The sequence below is a fragment of the Lysinibacillus sp. NPDC097162 genome (assembly GCF_044762185.1).
Taxonomy (GTDB): Bacteria; Bacillota; Bacilli; order Bacillales_A; family Planococcaceae; genus Lysinibacillus.
Window position 1 is genome coordinate 1912879 of record NZ_JBIWDT010000001.1, and the last position, 25672, is coordinate 1938550.

General features: G+C 38.5%; 24 protein-coding genes. 7 read left to right on the forward strand and 17 right to left on the reverse strand.

Features of this window, described 5'->3' with window-relative positions:
* The first annotated feature begins 19 nt into the window (after positions 1-19).
* Positions 20-544 carry a hypothetical protein gene (locus ACIQXW_RS09745; RefSeq protein WP_402761568.1) on the forward strand — a complete coding sequence of 175 codons (525 nt, stop codon included), beginning with the start codon at positions 20-22 and terminating at the stop codon, positions 542-544.
* A gap of 165 nt (positions 545-709) precedes the next feature.
* On the opposite strand, the gene ACIQXW_RS09750 is transcribed toward ACIQXW_RS09745, so the two are convergent.
* Together ACIQXW_RS09750 and ACIQXW_RS09755 are read right to left on the reverse strand one after the other, a co-directional pair.
* On the reverse strand, positions 710-1750 hold the full coding sequence (locus ACIQXW_RS09750; protein ID WP_402761570.1) for a beta-carotene 15,15'-monooxygenase: 1041 nt from the start codon (positions 1748-1750) through the stop codon (positions 710-712).
* A gap of 154 nt (positions 1751-1904) precedes the next feature.
* The gene (locus tag ACIQXW_RS09755) at positions 1905-2804 is read right to left on the reverse strand and encodes an AraC family transcriptional regulator (protein WP_402761573.1); all 900 of its coding nucleotides are present in this window, start codon (positions 2802-2804) and stop codon (positions 1905-1907) included.
* 108 nt (positions 2805-2912) lie between these two features.
* Here ACIQXW_RS09755 and ACIQXW_RS09760 point away from each other — a divergent pair, with 108 nt between their 5' ends.
* The gene (locus tag ACIQXW_RS09760) at positions 2913-3839 is read left to right on the forward strand and encodes a DMT family transporter (protein ID WP_340823913.1); all 927 of its coding nucleotides are present in this window, start codon (positions 2913-2915) and stop codon (positions 3837-3839) included.
* A gap of 180 nt (positions 3840-4019) precedes the next feature.
* A complete protein-coding gene (locus tag ACIQXW_RS09765) occupies positions 4020-5066 on the forward strand; it encodes a Cj0069 family protein (RefSeq protein WP_402761576.1) in 1047 nt (348 codons plus the stop codon).
* A 135-nt stretch (positions 5067-5201) separates the two neighbouring features.
* On the opposite strand, the gene ACIQXW_RS09770 is transcribed toward ACIQXW_RS09765, so the two are convergent.
* A complete protein-coding gene (locus ACIQXW_RS09770) occupies positions 5202-5834 on the reverse strand; it encodes a LysE family transporter (RefSeq protein WP_340823910.1) in 633 nt (210 codons plus the stop codon).
* Positions 5835-6110: 276 nt separating this feature from the next.
* Complete coding sequence (locus ACIQXW_RS09775) at positions 6111-6851, reverse strand: tetratricopeptide repeat protein (RefSeq protein WP_401017453.1); 741 nt, start codon at positions 6849-6851, stop codon at positions 6111-6113.
* A 354-nt stretch (positions 6852-7205) separates the two neighbouring features.
* On the opposite strand from ACIQXW_RS09775, the gene ACIQXW_RS09780 reads away from it, so the two are divergent.
* From ACIQXW_RS09780 to nspC, 3 genes are all read left to right on the forward strand, one after another.
* Positions 7206-7394, forward strand: coding sequence for a hypothetical protein (locus tag ACIQXW_RS09780; RefSeq protein WP_340823907.1), 189 nt, complete (start codon positions 7206-7208; stop codon positions 7392-7394).
* Positions 7395-7717: 323 nt separating this feature from the next.
* Positions 7718-8947, forward strand: coding sequence for a saccharopine dehydrogenase family protein (locus tag ACIQXW_RS09785; protein ID WP_340823905.1), 1230 nt, complete (start codon positions 7718-7720; stop codon positions 8945-8947).
* The gene (gene nspC, locus ACIQXW_RS09790; RefSeq protein ID WP_340823904.1) at positions 8944-10083 is read left to right on the forward strand and encodes a carboxynorspermidine decarboxylase; all 1140 of its coding nucleotides are present in this window, start codon (positions 8944-8946) and stop codon (positions 10081-10083) included. The genes ACIQXW_RS09785 and nspC overlap by 4 nt, the downstream gene beginning before the upstream one ends.
* Positions 10084-10159: 76 nt before the next feature.
* Here the strand turns inward: nspC and ACIQXW_RS09795 are convergent, their stop codons facing one another.
* The 5 genes from ACIQXW_RS09795 to mce form a co-directional block, all read right to left on the reverse strand.
* Positions 10160-10648 carry a chemotaxis protein CheW gene (locus ACIQXW_RS09795; RefSeq protein ID WP_340823902.1) on the reverse strand — a complete coding sequence of 163 codons (489 nt, stop codon included), beginning with the start codon at positions 10646-10648 and terminating at the stop codon, positions 10160-10162.
* A gap of 19 nt (positions 10649-10667) precedes the next feature.
* Complete coding sequence (locus ACIQXW_RS09800) at positions 10668-11789, reverse strand: M20/M25/M40 family metallo-hydrolase (protein ID WP_402761583.1); 1122 nt, start codon at positions 11787-11789, stop codon at positions 10668-10670.
* A gap of 169 nt (positions 11790-11958) precedes the next feature.
* Positions 11959-12912, reverse strand: a complete 954-nt coding sequence (locus tag ACIQXW_RS09805) for a hypothetical protein (RefSeq protein ID WP_402761586.1) — start codon at positions 12910-12912, stop codon at positions 11959-11961.
* A gap of 146 nt (positions 12913-13058) precedes the next feature.
* Positions 13059-14606, reverse strand: a complete 1548-nt coding sequence (locus ACIQXW_RS09810) for an acyl-CoA carboxylase subunit beta (RefSeq protein ID WP_340823898.1) — start codon at positions 14604-14606, stop codon at positions 13059-13061.
* 5 nt (positions 14607-14611) lie between these two features.
* Complete coding sequence (mce, locus tag ACIQXW_RS09815) at positions 14612-15025, reverse strand: methylmalonyl-CoA epimerase (RefSeq protein ID WP_340823896.1); 414 nt, start codon at positions 15023-15025, stop codon at positions 14612-14614.
* A 125-nt stretch (positions 15026-15150) separates the two neighbouring features.
* On the opposite strand from mce, the gene prli42 reads away from it, so the two are divergent.
* Positions 15151-15246, forward strand: a complete 96-nt coding sequence (gene prli42 / locus ACIQXW_RS09820) for a stressosome-associated protein Prli42 (RefSeq protein WP_340823895.1) — start codon at positions 15151-15153, stop codon at positions 15244-15246.
* Positions 15247-15266: 20 nt separating this feature from the next.
* Here the strand turns inward: prli42 and ACIQXW_RS09825 are convergent, their stop codons facing one another.
* From ACIQXW_RS09825 to ACIQXW_RS09860, 8 genes are all read right to left on the reverse strand, one after another.
* Positions 15267-16274 (reverse strand): aromatic acid exporter family protein, encoded by a 1008-nt coding sequence (locus ACIQXW_RS09825; protein ID WP_340823894.1) that lies wholly within the window; start codon positions 16272-16274, stop codon positions 15267-15269.
* A 192-nt stretch (positions 16275-16466) separates the two neighbouring features.
* Positions 16467-16907, reverse strand: a complete 441-nt coding sequence (locus tag ACIQXW_RS09830) for a BrxA/BrxB family bacilliredoxin (protein WP_340823892.1) — start codon at positions 16905-16907, stop codon at positions 16467-16469.
* A gap of 129 nt (positions 16908-17036) precedes the next feature.
* Entirely contained in the window at positions 17037-18134 is a 1098-nt protein-coding gene (meaB, locus tag ACIQXW_RS09835) for a methylmalonyl Co-A mutase-associated GTPase MeaB (protein ID WP_340823890.1), read from the reverse strand.
* A complete protein-coding gene (scpA, locus tag ACIQXW_RS09840) occupies positions 18134-20287 on the reverse strand; it encodes a methylmalonyl-CoA mutase (protein ID WP_340823889.1) in 2154 nt (717 codons plus the stop codon). The genes meaB and scpA overlap by 1 nt, the downstream gene beginning before the upstream one ends.
* Positions 20284-21975, reverse strand: a complete 1692-nt coding sequence (locus ACIQXW_RS09845; protein ID WP_402761593.1) for a methylmalonyl-CoA mutase family protein — start codon at positions 21973-21975, stop codon at positions 20284-20286. Before ACIQXW_RS09845 ends, scpA begins: the two co-directional genes overlap by 4 nt.
* Positions 21976-22107: 132 nt before the next feature.
* The gene (locus tag ACIQXW_RS09850) at positions 22108-23442 is read right to left on the reverse strand and encodes a dihydrolipoamide acetyltransferase family protein (RefSeq protein WP_340823886.1); all 1335 of its coding nucleotides are present in this window, start codon (positions 23440-23442) and stop codon (positions 22108-22110) included.
* A 196-nt stretch (positions 23443-23638) separates the two neighbouring features.
* On the reverse strand, positions 23639-24622 hold the full coding sequence (locus tag ACIQXW_RS09855; RefSeq protein WP_401017462.1) for an alpha-ketoacid dehydrogenase subunit beta: 984 nt from the start codon (positions 24620-24622) through the stop codon (positions 23639-23641).
* A complete protein-coding gene (locus tag ACIQXW_RS09860) occupies positions 24622-25638 on the reverse strand; it encodes a thiamine pyrophosphate-dependent dehydrogenase E1 component subunit alpha (protein ID WP_340823883.1) in 1017 nt (338 codons plus the stop codon). The genes ACIQXW_RS09855 and ACIQXW_RS09860 overlap by 1 nt, the downstream gene beginning before the upstream one ends.
* Positions 25639-25672 lie beyond the last annotated feature (34 nt).

A 25672-nucleotide genomic window follows, 5' to 3' on the forward strand; every position in this document is an offset into this window, starting at 1 on the left:
TAAATAAGGAGAATATTTTATGATTGCTTGGATTATTACTGCAGAAATAGCCTTTTGGATTGTCATCTTAATAGGGCTGGTTTGTAGATACCGTTTTAAAAAGCCTAAACTTAGCATTATCTTTTTTGCTCTTACACCTGTTATTGACCTACTATTAGTATTGCTAACTGCCATGGACTTGCGAGCGGGTACACCAGCCTCCATTTCTCACGGTATCGCCGCTGTTTATATAGGTGTCTCCATAGCATATGGTAAAACGATGATTACTTGGGCAGATGAAAAGTTTCAACAGTGGTTTTTAAAACTACCCATTGAAAAGAAACGATTAACAGGACTAGCAAAAGGTATTCATGAAATAAAAATGCTTGGTCTACATGTTATTGCCTACGTAATTAGTGCTAGTTTATTATATGCAATGATCGTATTTATCGGTGAACTTACTGATACATCTTCCCTTTTACAAGTAATGAAAGTTTGGGGCATTATTTTAATAATTGATGCAATTATTAGCTTTTCGTATATAATTTTCCCTAATAAAAAGTAATATTTTCATGTTCCTTCGTATGTATACGGATGGCAATTGATATGACAATACATAAAGGTGGCTATCTAGATAAACGAGCAATTTTTACAGACATACAATTTCCTATAAGCGTATTCAAATAAAAAGGCCTCGCATAAATGTGTGCGAGGCGCTTGCTTGTCAACATCATCCTTCATTATTTTCCATTCCCTGCTGTAGTAGTTCTCTCAATTCATGTACTTGATCGGCTTTAATCGCCACGTTATTATAACTTTTTTTAAATCCTAACATAAACGTTACTTCCACAGGTTCTTTCATCTTCAGCATGATTTGTGGATATGCTTCTCCAAAATCACGTGCGATAAAATCAATAGTATCCTTCGATAATTTTTCTTTTAACCGTTCTAGGTCATCTTCTATTTTTTCGATATTAGCAAAGCGAATAGTTGCTCGTTTCATTAAACCTAAAGATAAATAAAGTGAATCATTTGTTGTATAGATAGGATTTAGGCGAACTGCCTGCATATCCGCAATGAAAAATAGGACCGAGTATACATTAAGAATTAACAATAGGATAGATAATATTATTGATTTGTCATGAAGCCACCAATGTATACCGATTGTTTCGATGACGATTGCATGAATCATCATCATTTGAAAGGCGATATAGCTGGAGTTTTTATGCAAAGTTAATCCGGCGCGTTCTCTCCTCTTCCAACTTGCAAAACCGTAATAAAGAACGAGTAAATCTGTACAGAGCAATTGAATAATAGGGTACTTAGGTGCATGTTTTTCAACAGCTTGCGGAAAAGAGAAAATATCTGGTAGTGCGCTTACCCGTACATCCCTTAAAATTTTAGGCATATAGTAGACAAGCGTTGTAACAAATACAAGCTCAATAACGAGTAGTGCCCCTTCAATCGCAAATCCAGCCCATGTTACTGCAACAAACGGCTGCAAATGATCTATTGGAATAATAAACCGTGCAGCAATACAGCCTGAAGCGGCTAAAACAATCGCTTGCTTGACAGAAAACTTTCGTTTATAAAGCATAAATAACACTGGTATAACAATTGTAAAATCGAGTAATGAACCGACTACAACGCCTGCTGTTTCGGCTGGTAAAATGGACAGACCAAGTCCGGTATTATAAAGCGAGTAGTTACTAATTAATACAATTAATAAAAACACAAGCCAAATATTTTGTTTCTTTTTTAAGGCTATCATGTCGTATCTCTCCTTTTAGATTACCATCGCTTCTAATTCTACTTTTAACTATATAAATAACTTTAAAATATTTGGTATAATTTGCAAACCCTTTCACAAAACAAACTGCAAATAATTTTCAAACTTGTCATGGATTGTTCACTGATTTGTCCAGTCATTCTATACTACGTTGTTGTGCTAGAAAATTTTTACGATACACATGCGGTGAATAGCCCGTATACTCCTTAAACCGTTCAATATAGTAGCTAACTGTACTAAAGCCAGTTAGCGACGCAATAAAAGTGATGGTATGCTCACTATCTCGCAACAGTTCTATACTTTTTCGTAAACGATAATGTAAAAGATACGTAAAAGGTGTGATGCCAACAATTTTTTTAAAGAAACGACTACATTCTGCCCTGCTTATAAAAACATGTGCAGCTAACATTTCAAGCGTTATTTTTTCTTGATAATGGCTATGGATAAAATCGAGCATTTCTTTTGCACGCTCATGTTGAACAATTATAGATGACTGCATCGTTTCTACTGTTAGCTTTGATTGCATTAATATCGATTCCCATATCAATAATAATGTTCTCCACACCTGAATTTCAAAATAGGCATTTCGGTCTTTTAATAGCTGAGCCGTTCTTTCAACAGCTTGCGCAAGCTCTCCAGAAAGCTTTACAAATGGCAGTCTATTATTTTCTACATATGGACTCACATATTTAGCTGTCAATATACTCCCTTCATGTCCTCCCAATAATTTAGGATCTACATTAATACAAAAGAGCTTCGACTGTTCAACGTTATAAGGCTGTGCTTCATGCAAACATGCTGCGTTGACAAACAAGCCATCTCCCTCCTCAAGTACTAATACATCAGCACCTACACGATATTTGACACGCCCACTTACCACATAGACAAATTGAATTTCCTTATGCCAATGTAATGGTAAAAAATCACGGCGATCTACCCGCAAATGCGTTTCATATAATGCGACTGGAAATGCATTCGAGCCATGTAACGTTAATTCCTGTAAATCCTTCGCTACTTTAATGTGCGTTAGTGCCATTGTTATCACCTCAATATATTGATATTTTCAACCATATAATTCGATATTTTGTCTTGTAATAAGTATTTATAATAACTTTATATTGATAGTTTAGGAGTTGCTATAGTGATGAATCAACAAAATAAAAAAAAACATATCTTTGGTTTTATTCTTGTCATTCTCGGTGCAAGCTTTTGGGGAATTGGTGGAACAGTCGCGCAAAAACTTTTCCAACAAGAACAAATTGAGGTTGGTTGGCTCGTTTCGAGTAGACTTCTGCTTGCAGGTATCCTGTTAATTGCCATCTACAAAATTACACATCGCCAACACTCCATCTTTGTCATGTGGCGAACAAAGAAAGATGCTTTTAGACAAATTCTGTTTAGTTTACTCGGCATGCTTGCTGTACAATACACATACATGATGTCAATTGCTATCGGCAATTCTGCTGTAGCGACTTTACTGCAATATTTAGCCCCTCTTTTCATCATCGCTTTTTATATCATACAAAGACATAGCAAATTAACGAAGCAAGATGGCATTGCAGTAACACTTACACTTACAGGTACTACTTTATTGCTGACGAATGGCTCTTTTTCCACACTTTCCGTTCCAATGATGAGCGTAATTTGGGGTGTGTTATCGGGGCTTTCGGTCGCTTTTTATACATTGTATGCTGTGCCACTTTTACAGCAATTTCATTCTTTACTTGTGGTCGGTTGGGCAATGTTAATTGGGGGTTCAGTAATGAGCATTTTTTATCAGCCTTGGCATATCGATCTTTCCACGTGGACCATTGCAACGAGCGCTTACTTTTTCTTTATCATTATTTTTGGGACAATGCTTGCCTTCTGGTTCTATATTGCAAGTTTGCATTATTTATCACCAAAGGAAACAAGCTTACTTGGTAGCCTGGAACCATTAACGGCTGTTTTAACAAGTGTGCTTTGGCTACAAATTCCCTTTGGAGGCTTCCAAATGCTTGGTACTTTACTTATTCTATGCATGATTTTATATCTTACTGTATTTCAGAAAAAGCAACATGACTTGGGATAAAAAACCAATTTATTAGTAGATTACTTTAAAATTAGATAATTCCAAAAATTATTAGTCACAAACTACTAGATTGAAAATAACAACTATGAATTTATATATAAATTTTACATATTTCATATATCTTTTCTCCTTGTTTGTCCAGTATACTAAAAAATATCATGAAAATAAGGAGGTATGTATATGAATAGAAAAGTAATTTTCTTCGAAGTACATGGAGGCACTGATAAGGGACCCGATGGCTTCAGACAAGATACGATGCCGATGGTAAATGCACTTAAACAACGTGGGCAAGATGCGGAAGTAGTGTTCTTTGATATAACAAAAAAAGAAGATATTTTTGAGTACGTTAAAGAACATGGCATTGCCTATGTATCCCGTATTAACCCTGGTAATCTAGAACACGAAGAAGAATATTTTGAGATGCTTCGTGATTTATGTGCAACTGGTGTCATTGGCATGCCACATCCTGATGCAATGATTGGCTACGGTTCGAAAGATGTATTATCCAAATTAGTCTCTACAAATTTAGTACCTGATGATACATTTGCTTATTACACAATTGACGCATTTAAGGCACAATTCCCTACCTCCCTTGCGATCACTGAGCGAGTATTAAAGCAAAACAGAGGCTCAACTGGCGAAGGTATTTGGCTAGTAAAGTTAGTTGAACCGCTTGCTGCTGGTACTACAGAAGTACCACTTGATGCCAAAATCAAATGTACCGAGGCAAAAGATAATCATGTTGAGTATTGGAAGCTTGGCGAGTTCATGACATTTTGCGAGCAGTACATCACTGGCACAAACGGAATGCTAATTGATATGCGTTTCCTTCCACGTATTACTGAAGGTGAAATCCGCTTATTTATGTTGCGTGACAAACCCGTTCACGTGGTACATAAAAAACCAGCCGATAGTGAAGATGCCTTTAGTGCAACACTTTTCTCTGGTGCTCAATATCGCTACGACAAACCAGAGGATTGGGAAGAACTTGTACAAAACTTTTTAACACAACTACCACTTGTAACTAACTTATTAGGCAATTACGACCTACCACTTATTTGGACAGCTGATTTCATGCTTGATACAAATGAAACAGGTGAAGATTGTTACATTTTAGGGGAAATGAATTGTTCATGTGTCGGCTTTACTTCTGAACTAACTTTGGCCCATCAAGTAGCAGAGGAAATTTTAGCTTGCATTCATGAACATCGTGAAATTACTGCATAACCATTGCTTATAATAGCTTCAAAGACTATAGACGAATCGTTTATAGTCTTTTTTATTCTGAAGATAGTATTTTGTTGCAATATAAAAGGCATTGAGAGATCCCCTTCTCAATGCCTTTTGTCGATGCTTATCTTTTTATCTGTACATTTTAATTCCTTGAATAAACTCATAAATGAAATAACCTGCGAAACCAATTAATAAGACTCCTGATATCATTGTAAGTGTTTTAATCATCTTACGACTCATCGCCTTACGTGTAACCGAAACAATTGTCATTAAACCTATGTCGTGCAGTAAAATACCACTAAGTATTCCAGCAGCGATTACTAGGAAGCTTGCCGATTCACCTTGATTATACGATTTTGCTAGAACTACACCGAATACATTTACCCAAAAAACAAGGTTTCCTGGCGAAATAGCCACTAGCAACCCATTTAGATACGAGGCGAAAAATGACTTTGTCACCTTTTCACCTGCAAGCGTAATATCCTTGTCGGCATTTTTAATAGAATCTAGCCCAAGTAAAAACAAAAAACCGGCTCCAATAATCCACATTGGCAGTTGAATTATCGGCATGGCTAATATAGAAGCCAGTCCCATATAAAGGGCAAAAACTAATACTACATCAACCGTCATACCACCAAGCCCTACCGCCCAGCCATGTATAAAGCCATTTTTTAACCCCTGCTTTGTCATTTCGACAGTAATGGCTCCAACAGGCATTGCAATAGCCAGTCCAACTAATACATACGCAACATATAAACTCAAACAAACACTTCTTTCATGCTATAAAATAAGCTTCTTACGTCCGTTTATATAAATATTCTAGCATAAAAATACAGAAATAGCTTATTTTTTTATATTTATTCATTACTAAGTGCCAGTCACTCAAACAATTTATAAAAATTCACGTAAAAAAACTACTTAATATCCTGCGAGAACGCATACTTGTTCAGTGCCAGTCACCCAAACAATTTATAAATATACATAGCGTGCTTTGCATAAAAATTGAAGTGGTTTTTATCGTATAAAATTATTTCCTGCTTACAACATCTGTTTCTTCCATTGAGCAAGTAGATCCTCCGACTTAGCAATTTCAATCTTTAACTCAACTTGCTTAGCAGAGCAACGTTTTTGCGCTTTTTGCCAAGCTTCCTCCAATGCAGGTATGTAGCTTAAATTTTTTGTGGATGCCACTAGCTGGAAAAAGATATTCCCTTGAATATAGTACCAACGAGGATTCATACTATCTAGCTGAATCGCCTCTTCAATGAGACGAAGTGCCAAATATGGGCTCGCTTCCAGACGGTTAATAAATTGTGCAAATGCTCCCCAGTAAAGTGCTAGATTGGGCTGTAGTTTAATAGCCTCCGCATATTGCACCATTGCTTTATCAGGATCTTCTGCAAGGACAAAATATTCAGCCATTGTATAGTATGCATTCGCCTGCGCTTCAATTGACCCCGCTAATAGTTCATCAACTACTTTGCCAAATTGCTCATCATCCTGACTTCCGATATATGCGGCGAGGACATCACGCTCAGGATACGATCCATCAACACGTTCAACACTTTGCTTCATTTTTTCAGCCTTAGGTGTTGGCATATTGGCATATCCGTTTGCCTCTAAAAGTGCCACATGCTGTTGAATAGTTGGAAACGAAGCATCTGCTTCAAATGCTTCATCCACTAATAATGCTTTAGCCAAATTATAGCTTTCTTTTACTTGACCATTTACAAATAATTCATTTACTTGTTGTACTTGTTCATTAAATTGTTTTATCACTATATAATCCTCACCTTCACCAAAAGAAAAGTCTTATAGGTAGTTTACCATCTTTAGAGAGAAAAACAGTAATTATCATGAAAACCAATGCATGAATAACCCGTTTTTTTAATATACATATTGTCACCCTATTGTTACTTCTCAAAAACATTTAGTTTCCGACATGCTGATTATTGAAGCAAAATAATTAGCAATTTGGCTAGTTTAGGAGTAAATACGATAGTCTTAATTTTTATTTCTAGTTTTTCATCATAATAATAGTTATTAATTGGATATTTTTCTGAATTATGAGATAATTGAAGTAAAATTTCTTTATCTTTGGGGCTAGTAAATTTCATTTTAGGAGGGCTTGCTATGAATCGACGTTTTCATCTGTTATTACTAATAATGGGCAATTTACTTATACTAGGAGCCATTTTCATTTATGCTTTGCAAAGTCAAGTGCAAGTGGCCTTCAGCACCTATGGCCTCGTGATGGGATTATTAAGTACGTTACTAATTATTATTTTCTATTTATGGGGGGACGAAGAGCGTCAAGTTTAAGTGCCAGTCACTCACACAATTCTCAAACAATTTATAAATATCCAAGGAATAATCTACGAAGACCTAGCGAGAACGCACGTAATGTAAGACGTATCAAGCCATGCGTAGCGAGCGTTGTGGCTTAAAACGTGCGCACGCAAAGCGCTGTGAATTTCAGTGCCAGTCACTCACACAATTTAGGTATTTCCCCCCTGAGTGTGCCTAATAAATGTAGAAAAAAATTTTTTTTTGTAGAAATTTAAAAACAATGATTGAGTAGTATATCAATTTTCTGTATAATCAGCTTGTTTGACAATACTTTATATGAACTTGGGGGTAGACAATTGGGTAAAGCATTGATTATAGGAGCTGGCGGAGTAGCCAGTGTTGTGGTACACAAGTGTGTTCAGAATTCGGACGTATTTGAGGAAATTTGTATCGCAAGCAGAACTGTTTCAAAATGTGACGCTCTAAAAGAAAAACTAGACGGCGGAAAAACAAAGATTCATACTGCACAGGTAGACGCTGACAATACTGAAGAATTAATCGAGCTTATTAAAAGCTTCGGACCAGATGTTGTTATTAACGTAGCGTTACCTTATCAAGACTTAACGATTATGGATGCTTGCTTAGCGACAGGTGTGCACTATGTGGATACTGCAAACTACGAGCCACCTGAAACGGCAAAATTTGAATATAAATGGCAATGGGCTTATAAAGAAAAGTTTGAAAAAGCTGGCTTAACTGCGCTACTTGGTAGTGGATTTGATCCAGGCGTAACAGGCGTTTTCACTGCGCATGCTCAAAAACATGAATTCGACGAAATCCACTATATCGATATCGTAGATGCCAACGCTGGTGACCACGGTTATCATTTCGCAACAAACTTTAATCCAGAAATCAACATTCGTGAAATTACAGCGAATGGTCGTTACTGGAAAGAAGGCGAGTGGATTGAAACAGCACCACTTGAGAAAAAAGAAGTTTACAACTTACCGGAAATTGGACCAAAAGATATTTACTTGCTGTATCATGAAGAATTAGAATCAATTGCTAAAAACATTAAAGGTTTAAAGCAAATTCGATTCTGGATGACATTCTCTGAAAAATACTTAACACACTTAAAAGTACTAGAAAATGTAGGCATGACTTCAATTGAACCAATCGAATTCGAAGGTCAAATGATTCAGCCAATCCACTTCTTAAAAGCAGTATTACCAGATCCGGCATCACTAGGACCACGCACAAAAGGTAAAACAAATATCGGCTGTATTTTCCGTGGTTTAAAAGATGGCAAGGAAAAAACTTACTACGTATATAACGTATGTGACCACGAAGAATGCTATAACGAAGTTGGTTCACAAGCGATTTCTTACACTACAGGCGTACCAGCAATGATTGGTGCAATGCTTGTTATGAACGGTCAATGGCAAAAGCCTGGCGTTTGGAACGTAGAAGAATTCGATCCAGATCCATACATGGATGCTTTAAATAAATGGGGTCTTCCATGGCAAGAAAGTCATAATCCAGAATTACTTGACCTTGAGATTGATGCGAAGGAACATAGCCGATGAAACCAATTGATTTCACAAAAGTTCCTTCACCTTCTTATGTAGTGGATGAACGACTTTTAACAAAAAATCTTGAGCTTTTAAAGTCTATTCAAGATCGTACTGGCTGTCGTATTTTACTTGCACTTAAAGGGTTTTCAATGCATTCAACATTCCCTTTAGTTGGTGAATACTTAGCTGGTATTACATCAAGCTCTCTATTTGAAGCGCGTCTTGGTTATGAAAAAATGGGTAAAGAAGTTCATGTTTATGCACCTGCTTACGTAGAGCATGAAATGGACGAGCTTCTTGGCTATGTGGATCACATCGTCTTTAACTCTTTCAACCAATGGGCTCAATACAAGGACAAAGTAAAAGCTGCTGGTAAAACAATTGAATGTGGTATTCGCGTAAATCCTGAGTACTCTGAAATTGAAACAGCACTATACGATCCTTGCTATACGAACTCTCGTCTTGGTACAACATTAGCAAACTTCGACAAATCTCAACTTGACGGTATTGATGGCTTACACTTCCATGCGATGTGTGAGCAAAACTCTGATACTTTAGAGCGTATCATTGAAGTTGTCGAAGAAAAATTTGGTGATGTTTTACACCAAATGAAATGGCTAAACTTCGGCGGTGGTCACCATATCACTCGTGAAGATTATGATGTTGAAAAACTAGTGAATATCATTAATTATATTCAAGATAAATACAATCTTCTTGTTTATTTAGAGCCTGGTGAAGCTGTGGCACTAAATACAGGTTACCTAGTAGCAACGGTTCTAGATATTCAGAAAAACGGGATGGACTTAGCTATTTTAGACACTTCTGCAACTTGTCATATGCCAGACGTGCTTGAAATGCCCTACCGTCCAATGATTATCGGTTCAGGACAAGCAAATGAGCTAGCACACACGTATCGCTTAGGCGGGCTTACATGCCTTGCTGGTGATGTTATCGGTGATTACTCATTTGACGAACCATTAAAACCAGGAGATCGCCTTGTTTTCACAGATATGGCGCACTACTCAATGGTAAAAAATCATATGTTTAACGGTGTAAACCTGCCATCTATCGTTTCTTATAACGATGAAGAAGGCATAAAAGTAATTCGTGAATTTAAGTTTGAAGACTATAGTGGTCGACTTTCTTAATTCAAATAAAAACCCCTCCAACATTGTTAGTTGGAGGGGATTTTTTAAAATCTTTCTGCATTTCGTCATATATTACTTAGGCTTCTACGTTTTCTTTCTCATTCTCAAGCATTTTGTGTAAATAATTGATAATTTCTCGAATGCCCTCTAAAGAATTTACGAGTATTTTCGGGTCTACATAAGTAATCATACGATTTTCTAAATTCGCCACTGCTGTAAAATAGCGTGTTTTTGAATAATTAACAAGACCCATTTGCTTTAAAACAGATTCATCTAAATCGAGAATTTCTCTAGCTTCTGTTACGAGCAGCCCGTAGTTCACTACATCTGTATTTAACACAATAACACGCGCTGTCGGTGCATTTGATGTACGGTTATAAAGAATACGTTCAAAATCTAATACCGGAATAAGTTCTCCTCGATTTCTAGTAAAACCTAGTAAATAATTTGGTAAATGCGGGATCGGGGTTACTTGCTCTAATTTTTCAATGGATATTGCTTGCTCCACCGGTACAGCATATTCCTCTGTACCACATGCAAATACTACTGCCTTTACACTTTCCATGAGGTCACTTCCTTCTATTTTAGCGCTCGTGTTTAGCTGTTTCTTTAACGATTTCAACTAACAAATCTGCCAGCTTTTCTAATTCTTCTACAGGAATCTTTTCATTTGTTGTATGAATATCTTCATACCCAACTGATAGGTTCACCGTAGGGATACCAAAACCTGCAATAATATTAGCATCAGAGCCGCCACCAGAGATACCTAATTGAGGTGTTCGGTCAATATTACGCGCTGCCGCCATAGCTATTTGTACGACTTTATCCGACTCTGTTACACGGAAGCCTGGATACATTAATTTTACTTCTACTTCAGCACGTGCACCCATTGAAGCTGCAACTTGCTCAAACGTATCTTGCATATGCTTTGTTTGGGCATCTAGCTTCGTCTTATCAATTGAACGTGCTTCTGCTAAAATATTCACTTCATCGCACACGATGTTTGTAGCTTGCCCACCTTCAAAGCGGCCAATATTCGCTGTTGTTTCTTCATCCAATCGCCCAAGCTTCATTTGTGCAATACATTTTGAAGCAACAGTAATCGCGGATACCCCTTTCTCAGGAGCAACACCTGCATGCGCTGTTTTACCGATAATTTTCGTGAAAATTTTCGCTTGGAATGGCGCTGCTGTCACGATTCCACCAACTTTGCCATCACTGTCAACTGCAAAGCCGTATTTTGCGATAATAGCAGTAGGATCCAATTCTTTCGCTCCTACTAGACCACTTTCTTCTCCTGCAGTAATGATGAACTGGATGTCACCGTGTTGAATTTGTTGCTCTTTTAAACGTTTTGCCATTTCAAACATAGCTGCTAGACCCGCTTTATCGTCAGCACCTAAAATCGTTGTGCCATCAGAAACGATATAGCCATCTTCACGAAGAGAAGGTTTAATACCTTTTCCTGGTACAACCGTATCCATATGGGAAGTGAAATAGATTGGCTCTATATTTAAAGAACCTTTTAATGTCGCGATAATATTTCCAGCACCGTGACCATTGCGAGTATGTGCATCATCTTGCACTACAGAAAAACCAAGTGCTGTTAATTTTTCAATTAGAACTGGTGCAATAAGCTGTTCGTGTTTTGTCTCTGAATCGATTTGTACGAGCTCAAAAAACTCTTCTACTAAACGACTTGTCATGTTGTAAAACTCCCTTGATTTACGTGTTTTTCACGTCATAATATATGTATTAGTTTAGCACATTGACTGAAGAGTTGGAATAATACGCTAGTAGTAACTTCTTTAATTTGTATGATAAATCACTAAAAGCCTGTGAAAAGAGTATACGTCACTCTTTCCACAAGCTTTTTTATAGTTGTAAAATCACTTTCTTTTCTGTTTGTAGTACTTCCAAATATTCAAGTGCTCTATTATGTTTTTCCTGTAAACGTCTAATTGTATTATGTACATCATCCTGTACACGTGATACTTGTTCTCTTGCCGTAGAAATTTTTGAATGGACTGACCAAGCTGAAAAAATATCATCAAAGAAATAATCTGCAAATTTTACGAAACCATCTGTTTCAACTTGCAAAGATTTAGTAGACATATCCTGTACATCAAGTAATTCATTATGAAATCGTTGCAAAGCAATTTGTGCATTATGAAGGTAGCTTTCGGTTTTATCAAGCGCATCATGCTTTAAATGTGTGGCGATAAGCCCACCGCCAAAAAACGTATCCCATGTCGAATATCCACTCGCTGAGTGCAGTGATGCAGCCGCCTGCCCCAGTTTAGTAAGCGCAATGTCACCCGCATCTTCCGCTTCTTTTATTTCGGAAATCAACTGCTTCGTTATAAGCTCTTCATTTGCAAGCTGTTCTATTTTCTGAGCGACTTCGGGTTCATGTAATAGGAGATAGTTTTTCTTTTTTATATGTAGTATGTCTAATGCTTCTTGAAGTTGTTTTTCATTAATTTGCTTGAGCTTTTGATTAACTTGCTCAAAATCAATAGTTAAGTCTTTCAGCATTTTTTTCGCTTCATTGATTTTCAATTCCAAAATGGCTGCCTTATCGACTTTCTCTGCACGCAACTCGTCTTGTTGTCCAGTCCATGTACGAAACATATTCATAAACGAAAAACCCTCTAGCTTATCAAGTTTCATACGAATTTGATTGTGTTCAATAGAATGCTTATTAATTTCCTGCTGTGCATGCTCGATTTGTCCTTCAATTAAAAACCTTTGCTCTCTTAATCGATTAGCATTTCTTAGCTGTCCTTGAAGTTTTTCCTGCTCAGTCTGTAAATGTTGCCATTCCATTCATCTCAACTCCTCTTTTGTATTTGTACGGATGAGCGAAAGAAATGTTTCAATTATCTGCCATTTTATAAATTTCTTTTTTTGACTATTGTTTTATTATTCATACAAAAACCCAGCAACCAAATGGCTACTGGGTTTGTCCATTATTATAGCGGAATGTTTCCGTGTTTTTTCTCTGGACGTGTTTCGTGTTTGTTTGACAGCATATCTAATGCTTGGATAAGTTTAATACGTGTATCGCGTGGATCGATAACATCATCCACCATACCACGAGATGCTGCCACGTATGGATTGGCAAACTTCTCTTTATACTCTTCAATTTTCGCAGCACGCGTTGCTTCTGGATCTTCAGACTTTGCAATTTCACGCGCGAAGATAATATTTGCAGCACCCGCTGCACCCATTACCGCAATTTCAGCATTTGGCCAAGAGAACACTAGGTCAGCGCCAATTGATTTAGAGTTAAGTGCAACGTAAGCACCACCATATGCTTTACGTAAAATTACTGTAATTTTTGGTACAGTTGCTTCTGAATATGCATAAAGAATTTTAGCACCATGACGGATAATTCCACCGTGCTCTTGTTTTACGCCTGGGAAGAATCCAGAAACGTCTTCAAATGTGATAATTGGTACATTGTACGCATCACAAGTACGGATGAAGCGAGCTGCTTTATCAGAAGAATCGATATCAAGACCACCAGCTAAAACTTTAGGTTGGTTACATACAAGCCCTACTGATTCACCTGCAATACGCGCAAAGCCTACTACTACATTTTTCGCAAATTCAGAGTGAACTTCCATGAATGAACCTTCGTCTACTACTTGTTCCACTACTTTACGCACATCGTATGGGCGAGTTGTTTCGATTGGAACAGTATCCACGATTTCTGGACGGTAATCGTCACCTTCAGGACGTGCTTGACGAGGTGCTTTTTCTTTATTGTTTTGTGGTAAGTAACCTAATAATTGTTTAATTTGATCAATGGCTGCTTCTTCAGATGGTGCACGGAAGTGAGCGTTACCACTTACTGCATTATTCACTTTAGAGCCACCAAGGTCTTCAGCAGAGATTTTTTCACCTGTTACTGTTTCAATAACTTTTGGTCCAGTAATGAACATTTGAGATGTTTTATCAACCATTAGGATAAAGTCTGTGATAGCTGGAGAATAAACTGCTCCACCTGCACAAGGTCCCATAATTACTGAGATTTGCGGAATAACACCAGAGTAAATCGCATTACGGTAGAAGATATGTCCGTAACCGTCTAGAGAAAGTACACCCTCTTGAATACGTGCGCCGCCTGAATCGTTAATGCCGATGAACGGCGTGCCATTTTTAGCAGCAAGATCCATTACTGTCGCCATTTTTTTAGCGTGCATTTCACCAAGTGCTCCACCAAATACAGTGAAATCTTGAGAGAATAAGTAAACTGGACGTCCGTTAATTTTACCAAAACCCGTTACAACGCCGTCGCCAGGGCCTTCCATTTTGTCCATCCCGAAATCTACTGTACGGTGTGTAATGAATGGGTTAATTTCGAAAAACGTACCTTCGTCTAGTAATAATTCAATACGCTCACGAGCAGTTAGCTTACCTTTTTCATGTTGCTTTTCGATGCGTTCATAGCCACCGCCAAGCTCAATTACCGTCTTACGATCATATAAGTCATTAATTTTATCGAACATATCCATACTAATCACTTTTCCCCTTTTCCACTTTTATCACATAATTCATATAGCACACCGAAAGATGATTTAGGATGCAAGAAAGCAACCTCCGCACCACCAGCACCTGGCCCTGGCTCTTCTGATAAAAGGCGCACACCTTTTTCACGAAGTTCTGCCATACGCTCACGAATTCCTGTTACACCGAAAGCAACATGGTGAATACCTTCGCCACGCTTTTCGATGAATCCGTGAATAGTACTTTTTTCGCTCATCGGTTCTAGTAATTCTAGTTTCACGTTGCCAGCGTCGATAAATGCAACACGAACTTGCTGAGATTCAACCTCTTCCACTTTCAGTAACTTTAAACCTAAAGTTTCTGTATAATATGTAATGCGTTCATCAAGATCGCGCACTGCAATCCCAATATGGTCTACTTTCTCCATGGTGACATCTCCTTCTGTTATGGTACATACCCTATTTTACAGATTTTTTTGTCAAAACTCTACTACTTGAGAAATTTTTCAGATTTGCTAAACTATTTATAAGAAAAGAAGGAGCGAACGAGCATATGAGTAATAAAAAATTTCAGAAAATCGTTGTTTATACTATGATTGCAATTATGATAATCTCATCTCTTGCATTTGGTTTATCAATGCTAGTTTAAGAAAGTGCGAAGCGTCCACACTACTGTGGGCGCTTTCCTTTTACCTTCAAACCCTTGAATGATTGCTTTATCTCTAAATAACGATCCATTTCTTCAATGAATTGATAGAGCGCAGCCTGAGCAATAAACTCTTGATGATTTGTCGGTAACGGTAATTCGGCAAAATCTCTCTTTGCTAGCTCTAATTTCTCCCTAAAATGACCTGCAGTATTTCCTGAATGGACATGCTCTCCAAGATCTTGTAGGAAGTCCGCAACGATTTCAGCCTCTTGTACTATAACAGGTAGTGCAGTTATTTTCGGGAGTACTCGTTCAATTATTTCAAGCTGTTGTTCACGCATATCAAAATATACATAGTAATCATTTTGTCTTCGAGTAAAATGATTTTCAACATCTTTAAAAGCTAATGATTTGGCATCATTCAACGTTTTGATAGCTTGAATAATTTCCTGCCCATCCCACAATGTATCGCCTTGTCTTAAATAGCTGGCAATTTCCAGAAAAATCTTGCTGTATAGTTCCTCTATTTTAACTCTATAGTAATTTAATTCCTTTTGAATGTCCGGCATATACATATTTATCGCTATTCCAGTACCATAACCTATAGCCATCAAAGCAAACTCATTAGTAACAAGTGCTAACGAAAAGCCCTTAGCAGCGTATATATGCATAATAATGACCGCACTTGATACAAAGCCATCTGCTACCTTTAACGACACAATAGTCGGTATAAACAATACAAGCATTCCTGCCAAAGTTAGCGGGTGATAAGAAAATAACTCAAAGCTCAAAAATGCATACAGCATACCAACTATGCTTGCGACAAAGCGGGTATAAGCAGCATGAAGTGATTTTTTCTTTGTTGGCTGCACACATAGGATCGTTAGAATACCAGCTGAAGCATAAGAAGCCAATTCAAAATACTGCGCAATCGCAATGGCAATAGCTGCCCCGATTGCTGTTTTTAATGTACGATAGCCGATTGAAAATTTCTTCAAGTCGACTGCCTCCCATCCTGCAACTTTCATAACGAATAGTTATTCATTAGAAGCTTATCTTATCTAGTAAAAATTTTTAGTTAGCAAGACATTTATTTAGCCAATATTACAAAAATTCCAAAAGGATTTGACTAAAGTGCACAAGTCACTCTAGCCAAATAAATAAAAGCTAAACCCTATTTTTATCTCACCATGCATAGGTATGGAGATTATTGAAAAATATTAAAGCTCTTCACAATATTCTTCAAAATTTGCTTGTAAGTTTGTCACTACTGACATTGGATCATGGCCTTCAATTTCATAACGACCAACTTCTGCTACTACTTGTCCATCTTTTAAAAGAACAAATGATGGAGAAGATGGTAGGTGGTCTTCACCGAAGTGATAACGAGCAGCTGCTGTAGCTTCTTTATCTTGACCTGCAAATACAGTAACTAAATGATCTGGTCGTTTATCGTAATGCACGCATTGAGCTGCTGCTGGTCGAGCAATGCCTCCTGCACAGCCACATACTGAATTTACCATAACTAATGTGATACCTGGACGAGCAAACGCCTCTTCAACAGCTTCTGGTGTGCGTAATTGCTCATAACCTGCAGCCTCAATTTCTGCACGTGCTGTTTTTAAAATCTCTTGCATAAATAAATCGTAATCCATATTCATAAAGCGATAGCTCCTTTCAATTTCGCGCCCATCTTTAAGTTTTGTATGCTTTAGATAGCGCTCATACATCTCCTATCATAGCAGTAAGTGATAGTTTTGTGCACCTACATGCTCATATAAAAGCGTACATTATTTCTGTGCTTGCTCATCGCTAAATAAACGATCTACACCTTGCGTTACCGTCAATTGCCCATTCAGAATTTGGCGCTCTAGTAACTGCACCTGTTCTTTACGGTTTGGATCCCCATAAAATGCATCGATTAGATGATCTGTAATCATTGATTGGAACCAATCTTTCGTTTGATTTTGACGGCGAATGGACCAGTAATTATTCGCTTCCACAGTTTGTCTAAAGTCACCGATCGTATTCCATACTTTGTCTAGTCCTTTTTTTTCCCACGAACTAACTGGCATAGCAGTAGACATCCATCCTGGCGTTGCAGGTTGAAGGAAATGCAAAATTTGCTTGTATTCGGATACTGTTTTTTTCGCTAGACGCACATTATCACCATCAGCCTTATGCACAACAATTGCATCCGCTAATTCCATAATGCCCTTTTTCATGCCTTGAAGTTCATCTCCTGCACCAGTTAACACTAGCAATAAGAAGAAATCAACCATACCTCGGACATACGTTTCACTTTGCCCAACACCAACAGTCTCTATTAAAATTACATCATACCCTGCTGCTTCACAAACAAGCATCGTTTCACGCGTTTTTTTATGGACACCCCCCAGGGTACCAGCAGACGGTGACGGGCGAACGAACGCATTAGGCTTTTTCACTAGTTCTTCCATGCGTGTTTTATCACCTAAAATGCTGCCCCCTGATAAAGAAGAACTCGGGTCTATTGCAAGCACTGCTACTTTTTTCCCCATCTCACATAACATCGTTCCGAAAGCTTCAATGAAAGAGCTTTTCCCTGCCCCTGGTACTCCCGTAATACCAATACGGACGCTGTTACCTGTATGCGGTAAAAGCTCCTGTAATAGCTCTTGAGCCTGTACCTTATGTGTCATATTTGAGCTTTCAATGAGCGTAATTGCTTTTGACAGTTGTACACGTGAGCCCGCACGGACATTTCGTGCAAGCTCCTGTATATCAAGTTTGTCAGCTTTTTTCTTTCGGAATTTCTTTGGTACGCCATATTGCATACCATCGTGAGATGCCTCCACGCCATCCATAACAAATAGAGCACTTTCCTGCATCTCTTTGTTTTTGTCCATTATTTAGACACTTCCTCGTAACCTAAACGTTTATAAATTTCCTCAATAATTTTAATTGCTGAAACAGGTATAACTGTACCAGGACCAAAGATGGCTACTGCCCCTGCTTCATAAAGGAAATCATAATCTTGTGCCGGAATAACGCCGCCAACGATAATGATAATATCTTCACGACCTAACTTTGTCAGCTCAGAAACTAACGCAGGTACTAATGTTTTATGACCTGCTGCTAGTGACGATACGCCGATACAATGTACGTCATTTTCAACTGCCATTTGCGCTGTTTCTTCTGGTGTCATGAATAGTGGTGAAATATCTACGTCAAAGCCTAAGTCAGCATAGCCTGTTGCAATAACTTTAGCACCGCGATCATGCCCATCTTGTCCCATTTTTGCAACTAAAATACGTGGACGACGACCTTCATTTTCAAGGAACTCATCTGTCATATTTTTTACTTCTGTAATTTGCTCTTCATCAGAGAAGTTTGCAGAATAGACACCTGAGATTGAGCGAATGATTGCTTTATGACGACCAGATACTACTTCGATTGCATCAGAAATTTCTCCAAGTGATGCACGAGCACGAGCAGCATCTACCGCTACTGCAAGTAAGTTTTCTTCACCATCTTGTGCTGCTTTCGTTAAGCGAGCAAGATGTTTTTGAACTTCTGCCTCGTCACGAGATGCTTTCATCGCATCTAAACGCTCAATTTGTTTTTGACGAACAAGTGTGTTGTCGATGTCAAGAATGTCGATAGGTTCTTCTTTTTCTAGACGATATTTGTTCACGCCTACAATTGTTTCAGTTTTAGAGTCGATTTTTGCTTGACGTTTAGCCGCAGCTTCTTCAACCTTCATTTTTGGAAGACCCGTTTCAATTGCTTTTGCCATACCACCAAGTTCTTCAATTTCTTCGATTAACGTCCATGCAGATTTTGTAATTTCATCTGTTAATTTCTCAACATAATACGATCCACCCCATGGGTCAATCACTTTTGTCATAGCCGTTTCTTCTTGTAGGAATAGTTGCGTATTACGTGCAATACGTGCAGAGAAGTCAGTTGGTAATGCAATTGCTTCGTCCAGTGCGTTCGTATGAAGAGATTGCGTATGCCCCATAGATGAAGCATTCGCCTCGATTAATGTACGCGTTACATTATTGAATGGGTCTTGCTCTGTTAAAGACCATCCAGATGTTTGAGAGTGTGTACGTAATGCCAAAGTCTTTGGGTTCTTCGGATTGAACGTAGACATCATTTGTGCCCAAATACGACGAGCAGCACGCATTTTCGCAACTTCCATATAATAGTTCATACCGATAGCCCAGAAGAATGATAAACGTGGTGCAAAGGCATCGATATCAATACCAGCTTTTAAACCAGTACGAACATATTCAAGACCGTCCGCTAATGTATAAGCAAGCTCGATGTCATTTGTAGCACCCGCTTCTTGAATATGGTAGCCCGAGATAGAAATAGAGTTAAATTTCGGCATGAATTTAGCCGTAAATTCAAAGATGTCTGCAATAATTTTCATCGACATTGCTGGTGGATAAATATAAGTGTTACGTACCATGTATTCCTTTAAAATATCATTTTGGATAGTACCAGCAAGCTGTTCTGGTGTTACGCCTTGTTCTTCAGCTGCAACGATATAGAACGCAAGTACCGGTAGTACAGCGCCATTCATCGTCATTGACACAGACATTTGATCTAAAGGAATTTGATCAAATAAAATTTTCATATCTTCTACTGAGTCAATCGCTACCCCTGCTTTACCAACATCACCTGTTACGCGAGGGTGATCAGAATCATAGCCACGGTGTGTTGCTAAGTCAAAGGCTACTGAAAGACCTTTTTGACCCATTGCAAGGTTTCGTTTGTAAAACGCATTAGATTCTTCAGCAGTGGAGAATCCTGCATACTGACGAACTGTCCAAGGACGAGCTACATACATAGTAGGGTATGGTCCACGTGTATTTGGTGCAATACCAGCAACATCATCTAAGTGTTTTACATCTTTAATATCATCTTTTGTATATATATCTTTAATTTCAATACCTTCATTTGTCAGGAATTTTTCATCTGAAGCAGCAGGAGCTTCAGATGTTAATACTTTTTCGATTTCAATCGCACTAAAATTTGGCTTGCTCATCGTTGGACCTCCTTCATGCTAGCGAACACCGAATTTAATTTTTCAATGATGTTCTGTCCTGCGAAAATAAAGCCGTTTAAGCCATTTGCTAACCAAGCTTCTTCTTCGTCTTTAAATTTACCTGCAACGTCGACAATAACGTGTGCTGGTTTTTCAGCTAAAATCGCTGGCATCATTTCTTTTGTAGCATCATCATTACCTGCGATTACAACATATTTTGCGTCTGTTGCTTTTAACCAAGCAAGCGCTTCCTCAGCTGATGCAGCTGGTTCGCTTTTTTCTGGTACAAGACCAACAGTATTTAAGAAACCAGACACAAAATCAGCTCGAGGTTTTGAGCTTTTTAGTGAACCTAATGCTAGGATGCCAGTTTTTACATTGGCTGCAGTCATTTGTGAACGCAGTTGCTCGAACGGTATCGTAATGCGCTTAATATTTGCAAATAGTGGGTTTGTTTCGCTATCAAGTACATCTGCAGGATTTGCATAAATGTTTGTACCAATAACTGATTGTTTGCGTGTTTGTGCAGCTTTAATGCGCGCTTGGTAAGATGCTTCTAACTCTTCAGCTAATTTACCTGATGCAGTATAAGCGTCGATACCGCCAGCAGCCTCAATTTCTAAAAATAATGCCCAAGCTTCTTTTACGAAATCTGCTGTTAATGATTCAATAAAGTATGAACCACCAGCGGGATCTGTTATTTTTAACACATTTGTTTCTTCTTTTAATACTAAAGATACATTGCGAGCAATACGTACAGATTGTTCTGTCGGTTTCGTTAATGCATCATGTGGGTGAACTGTAAAGACGTCCGCTCCGCCAATTAATCCAGAAAGTGCTTCATTTGCAGCGCGAAGTAAATTTACGTAAACATCCAATTTCGAGAAGCTTCGAAGTGACGTTTCAGCAAGCGTTGGAATTTTCACATTTTCTGTCACACCATAAGCTGATGAGAACGCTTTCCAAAGTACTTTAAAAGCACGCAGTTTAGCGATTTCTGTGAAGAATTGCGTATCAATGGCAAATGAAACATAAAATTTTTGTGCAAAAGCTTCAAAGCTTTCTTCTTGCTCTGCATATTTTGCTGCAATAGCAAATGCGTATGCTAATTCTTGCACAGCATTGGCGCCTTCATTATGAAAAACGACTGTGTCTGCACTTAACGTGCGTACATTTGGCAATCCTACTAGCTTGATTGGATTGTTAGAAAAAATGAAGCCGTTTACATCTTCACGTTGTTCAGTCGGGATGTTGTCGAATACTGCCAATAATGGGTCATTTTCATTTTTTACCGTCATTTTAAACGAATATTCAGAGAAATAAGTTGCTAATTGTGCCACTATTTCTTCGGTCCATTCAAAGTTTACACGACTATCAACTGTTACTACCTCATTACCACGGGCTAAGCTATCATCAAGTTGTGCGAAGAATGCTTCACTTGTTTCTGCATAAACTTGCTGTGCCACACGAAATACTTCGCTATTTTGTAGGGAACGGATTGTGGCAACTTGTTTATCTAGCTCATCTCCTAGTTTTGCTACTAAACTTTCTTGCGTGTAAAGAGGTTCTAACGTAACACCCTCATTTGTTTTCGTTAAAAGAGACTCGAATGGTTTTCCCTTTAAAGCTTTGATTGCTGCATCTTGCCATTCTGAATAGGACGGCTTTTCAAATTCAATATTTTTCATGTTGTTTGACATGCGGACGCTTAATCAGCTTCCCCCCTTAGTAGTTTCTATTTGTTATTCTACATGACAATTTGCTACTCGAAAAGCAAAAAAAAATCGGAAACCGTTATACAACAGGTTTCCGACAAGTCATCAGTAGACTGACGTCGAAGATTTATTTGTATTTTCGAGTATTTCTTTTACTCTATTTAGGAATTTACCACAAACTAATCCATCTAGTACACGATGATCTAAAGATAAACATAAATTTACGATATCGCGTGCAGCAAACATTCCGCCAGGTAAAACGACTGGTTTTTTTACAATACTTTCCACTTGCAGAATAGCAGCTTGTGGATAATTAATAATGCCCATTGACTGCATAGAGCCGAAAGCACCCGTATTATTAACCGTAAACGTACCACCTTTAATATTGTCCATTGTTAGTTTGCCTGTACGCACTTTTTGAGCAAGCTCATGAATCTCTTTAGCAATCCCTTTAATTGATTTTTCATCAGCGTGTTTTATAACAGGGACAAAAAGTGCATCATCTGTTGCTACTGCAATGGAAATATTTATGTCATGCTTTTGGATAATTTTATCTCCTGCCCACATAGAATTCATCATCGGGAACTCTTTAAGTGCTTGTGCTACAGCCTTAACAAAGAACGCAAAGTAGGTAATATTAAACCCTTCTTTTTGTTTAAATTCCGTCTTAATGCTATCTCGGTAAGCAACTAATTCCGTTACATCAACTTCCATCATCATCCAAGCATGTGGCACTTCTTGAGCACTACGCACCATGTTATTCGCAATGGCACGGCGCACATTTGTAACTGGTATTTCAATATCACCCGCTTGTGTCTCTTGCACAGATACTGCTGGTTTTGCAGCTGGTGCTGGTGTAGTGACTTGTTCGTTACTAGCAGCGGCAACTGGCTCAGAAGATGGTGCATCCGTTGTCGTCGGTACATTGCCAGCATCAATTAATTGTTGAAGGTCTTTCCGTGTAATACGGCCACCCTCTCCTGTACCAACAACTTGCTCGAGTGCAATATCATGCTCTTGTGCTAGTCTAAGTACGGCTGGTGAGTAGCGCGCTTTTTGCTGTCTTACTGGTTTTTCTGATGAAATTGCAACAGTAGTTTCCTTTGGCGTCTCTTGTTTTTTCTGAATACCAGCATTGAGAATCGCTGAACTTACTGTTGATTTTTTCGCAGGTGGAGCTTCAGGTAACTCACTGTCACCTGCTATTTCGATTGAACAAACAACCGCTCCAACAGGTAACGTCTGCCCTTCCTCAGCAAGTAGCTCTGTAATTACCCCTTCAAAAGAGGATGGGATTTCTGCATTTACTTTATCTGTCACAACTTCTGCTAATGGATCATATTTTTTTACTGTATCACCTGGTTGCACGAGCCATTTTTCGATTGTACCTTCTGTTACGCTTTCACCGAGCTGTGGCATCGTAATGTTTTGAATCGCCATTATCTATTCCTCCCATCAATTACGCCTCGGTAGTAACCTTAGCCAAGATTTTGCGTTGACAAAGCAAGCTAGTTTAAAATCTATGACAACCGCCAGAGGCTTTAGCTTTTTTTGAGTAAGCGCCCCTAACGCTTACTCAAAAAGAGATTACAATTAAGTATTTATCTCCAAGTTAAAGGAGATTCATTTGTCTAAGTTAAAAAGCAGCTAAATCTCTCAAAGCACGTTCTACTTTTTCAGGATTTATCATGAAAAACTTCTCCATCGTCGGTGCATATGGCATCGCAGGTACATCTGGACCAGCTAATCGTTGGATAGGCGCATCAAGATCAAATAAGCAATTCTCTGCAATAATAGCTGCTACCTCACTAATAATGCTACCTTCTTTGTTATCTTCTGTAACAAGTAATACTTTGCCTGTTTTACTTGCCGCTTCAATGATTGCTTCTTTATCTAACGGATACACTGTACGTAAATCCAAAATATGCGTTGAAATACCATCTGCTGCTAAACGCTCTGCTGCTTGTAAAGCGAAATGAACTGCTAAGCCATACGTTATTACTGTAACGTCTTCACCTTCACGTTTAACATCTGCTTTGCCTATTGGTAATGTATAATCGTCTAATGGGACTTCACCTTTAATTAGTCGATACGCACGCTTATGTTCAAAAAATAATACCGGATCTTCATCTCGAATCGCTGCTTTTAACAATCCTTTTGCATCATATGGTGTAGAAGGAATGACAATTTTTAACCCTGGCGTACCAGCAAAAAGTGCTTCAACCGATTGTGAATGATACAGTGCACCGTGAATTCCACCGCCGAAAGGAGCACGCACTACAATCGGACAAGTCCAGTCATTATTAGAACGATAACGGATTTTCGCAGCCTCGGATACGATTTGGTTTACAGCAGGCATAATAAAGTCTGCAAACTGCATTTCAGCAATTGGGCGCATCCCATACATTGCCGCACCAATACCTACCCCTGCGATAGCACTTTCAGCAAGTGGTGTATCTAACACACGATACTCACCAAACTGCTCATAAAGACCAGTAGTTGCTTTAAAAACGCCACCTTTGCGCCCAACATCTTCTCCTAAGATGAAAACGCGGTCGTCTCGTTCCATTTCTTCCTTCATCGCTAATGTAATCGCATCAATATAAGACATAACTGCCATTACACGTCACCTCCGTCCACTGGTGCATATACGTATTTCATGGCATCTTCTGGTTGTGCATACGGTGCTGCTTCTGCATAATCCGTCGCTTCATTCACCTCAGCCATGACACGCTCTTCTATTTCATTTCGAAGAGATTCAGTCATAATTCCAGCATCTTGTAAATATTTCTCAAATGATACAATCGGATCCTTCGCTTTGCCCTCTGCAATATCTTCAGCTGTTCGATATTGACGATCATCATCATCAGAAGAATGGGCAGTTAAACGGAATGTCACCGTTTCTATTAGACTAGGACCAGCACCGCTACGAGCACGTTCTGCTGCCTCTTTAACAACCTTATAAACCTGTAATGGACATTTACCATCAACTGTTACTCCTGGCATACCATAGCCAATACCACGATCGGAAACTTTTGCACAACCTAACTGACGTTCTACTGGTACTGAAATTGCATATTGATTATTTTCTACCATTATGATTACTGGTAACTTATGCACACCTGCAAAATTCGCCCCTTCATGGAAATCACCTTGGTTGGAAGAGCCTTCTCCTAATGTGACAAAGGTAATGAAATCTTCTTTTTGCAAACGTCCTGCAAGCGCCACACCTACAGCATGTGGGACTTGTGTTGTTACTGGCGAAGAACCAGTCAAAATACGATTTTTCTTTTGTCCGAAGTGCCCTGGCATTTGGCGACCGCCCGAATTCGGGTCTTCAGCCTTTGCAAAAGCTGATAACATTAACTCTTTTGGCGTCATTCCAAAATGCAATACAACACCCATATCTCGGTAATACGGTGCAATATAATCTATATCCTTATTTAATGCAAATGCTGCTCCAACTTGAGCTGCCTCCTGTCCTTGACAAGAAATAACAAATGGAATTTTACCTGAACGGTTTAATAGCCACATGCGCTCATCTAGTCTTCTTGCCATTAACATCGTTTCGAACATAGCAAGGACATCTTCAGTCGATAAACCTAAATCTTCATGTTTTATTTGAACGTCTTGCATATGAACACCCCTTTCGCATTAGAAAAAATGCTAA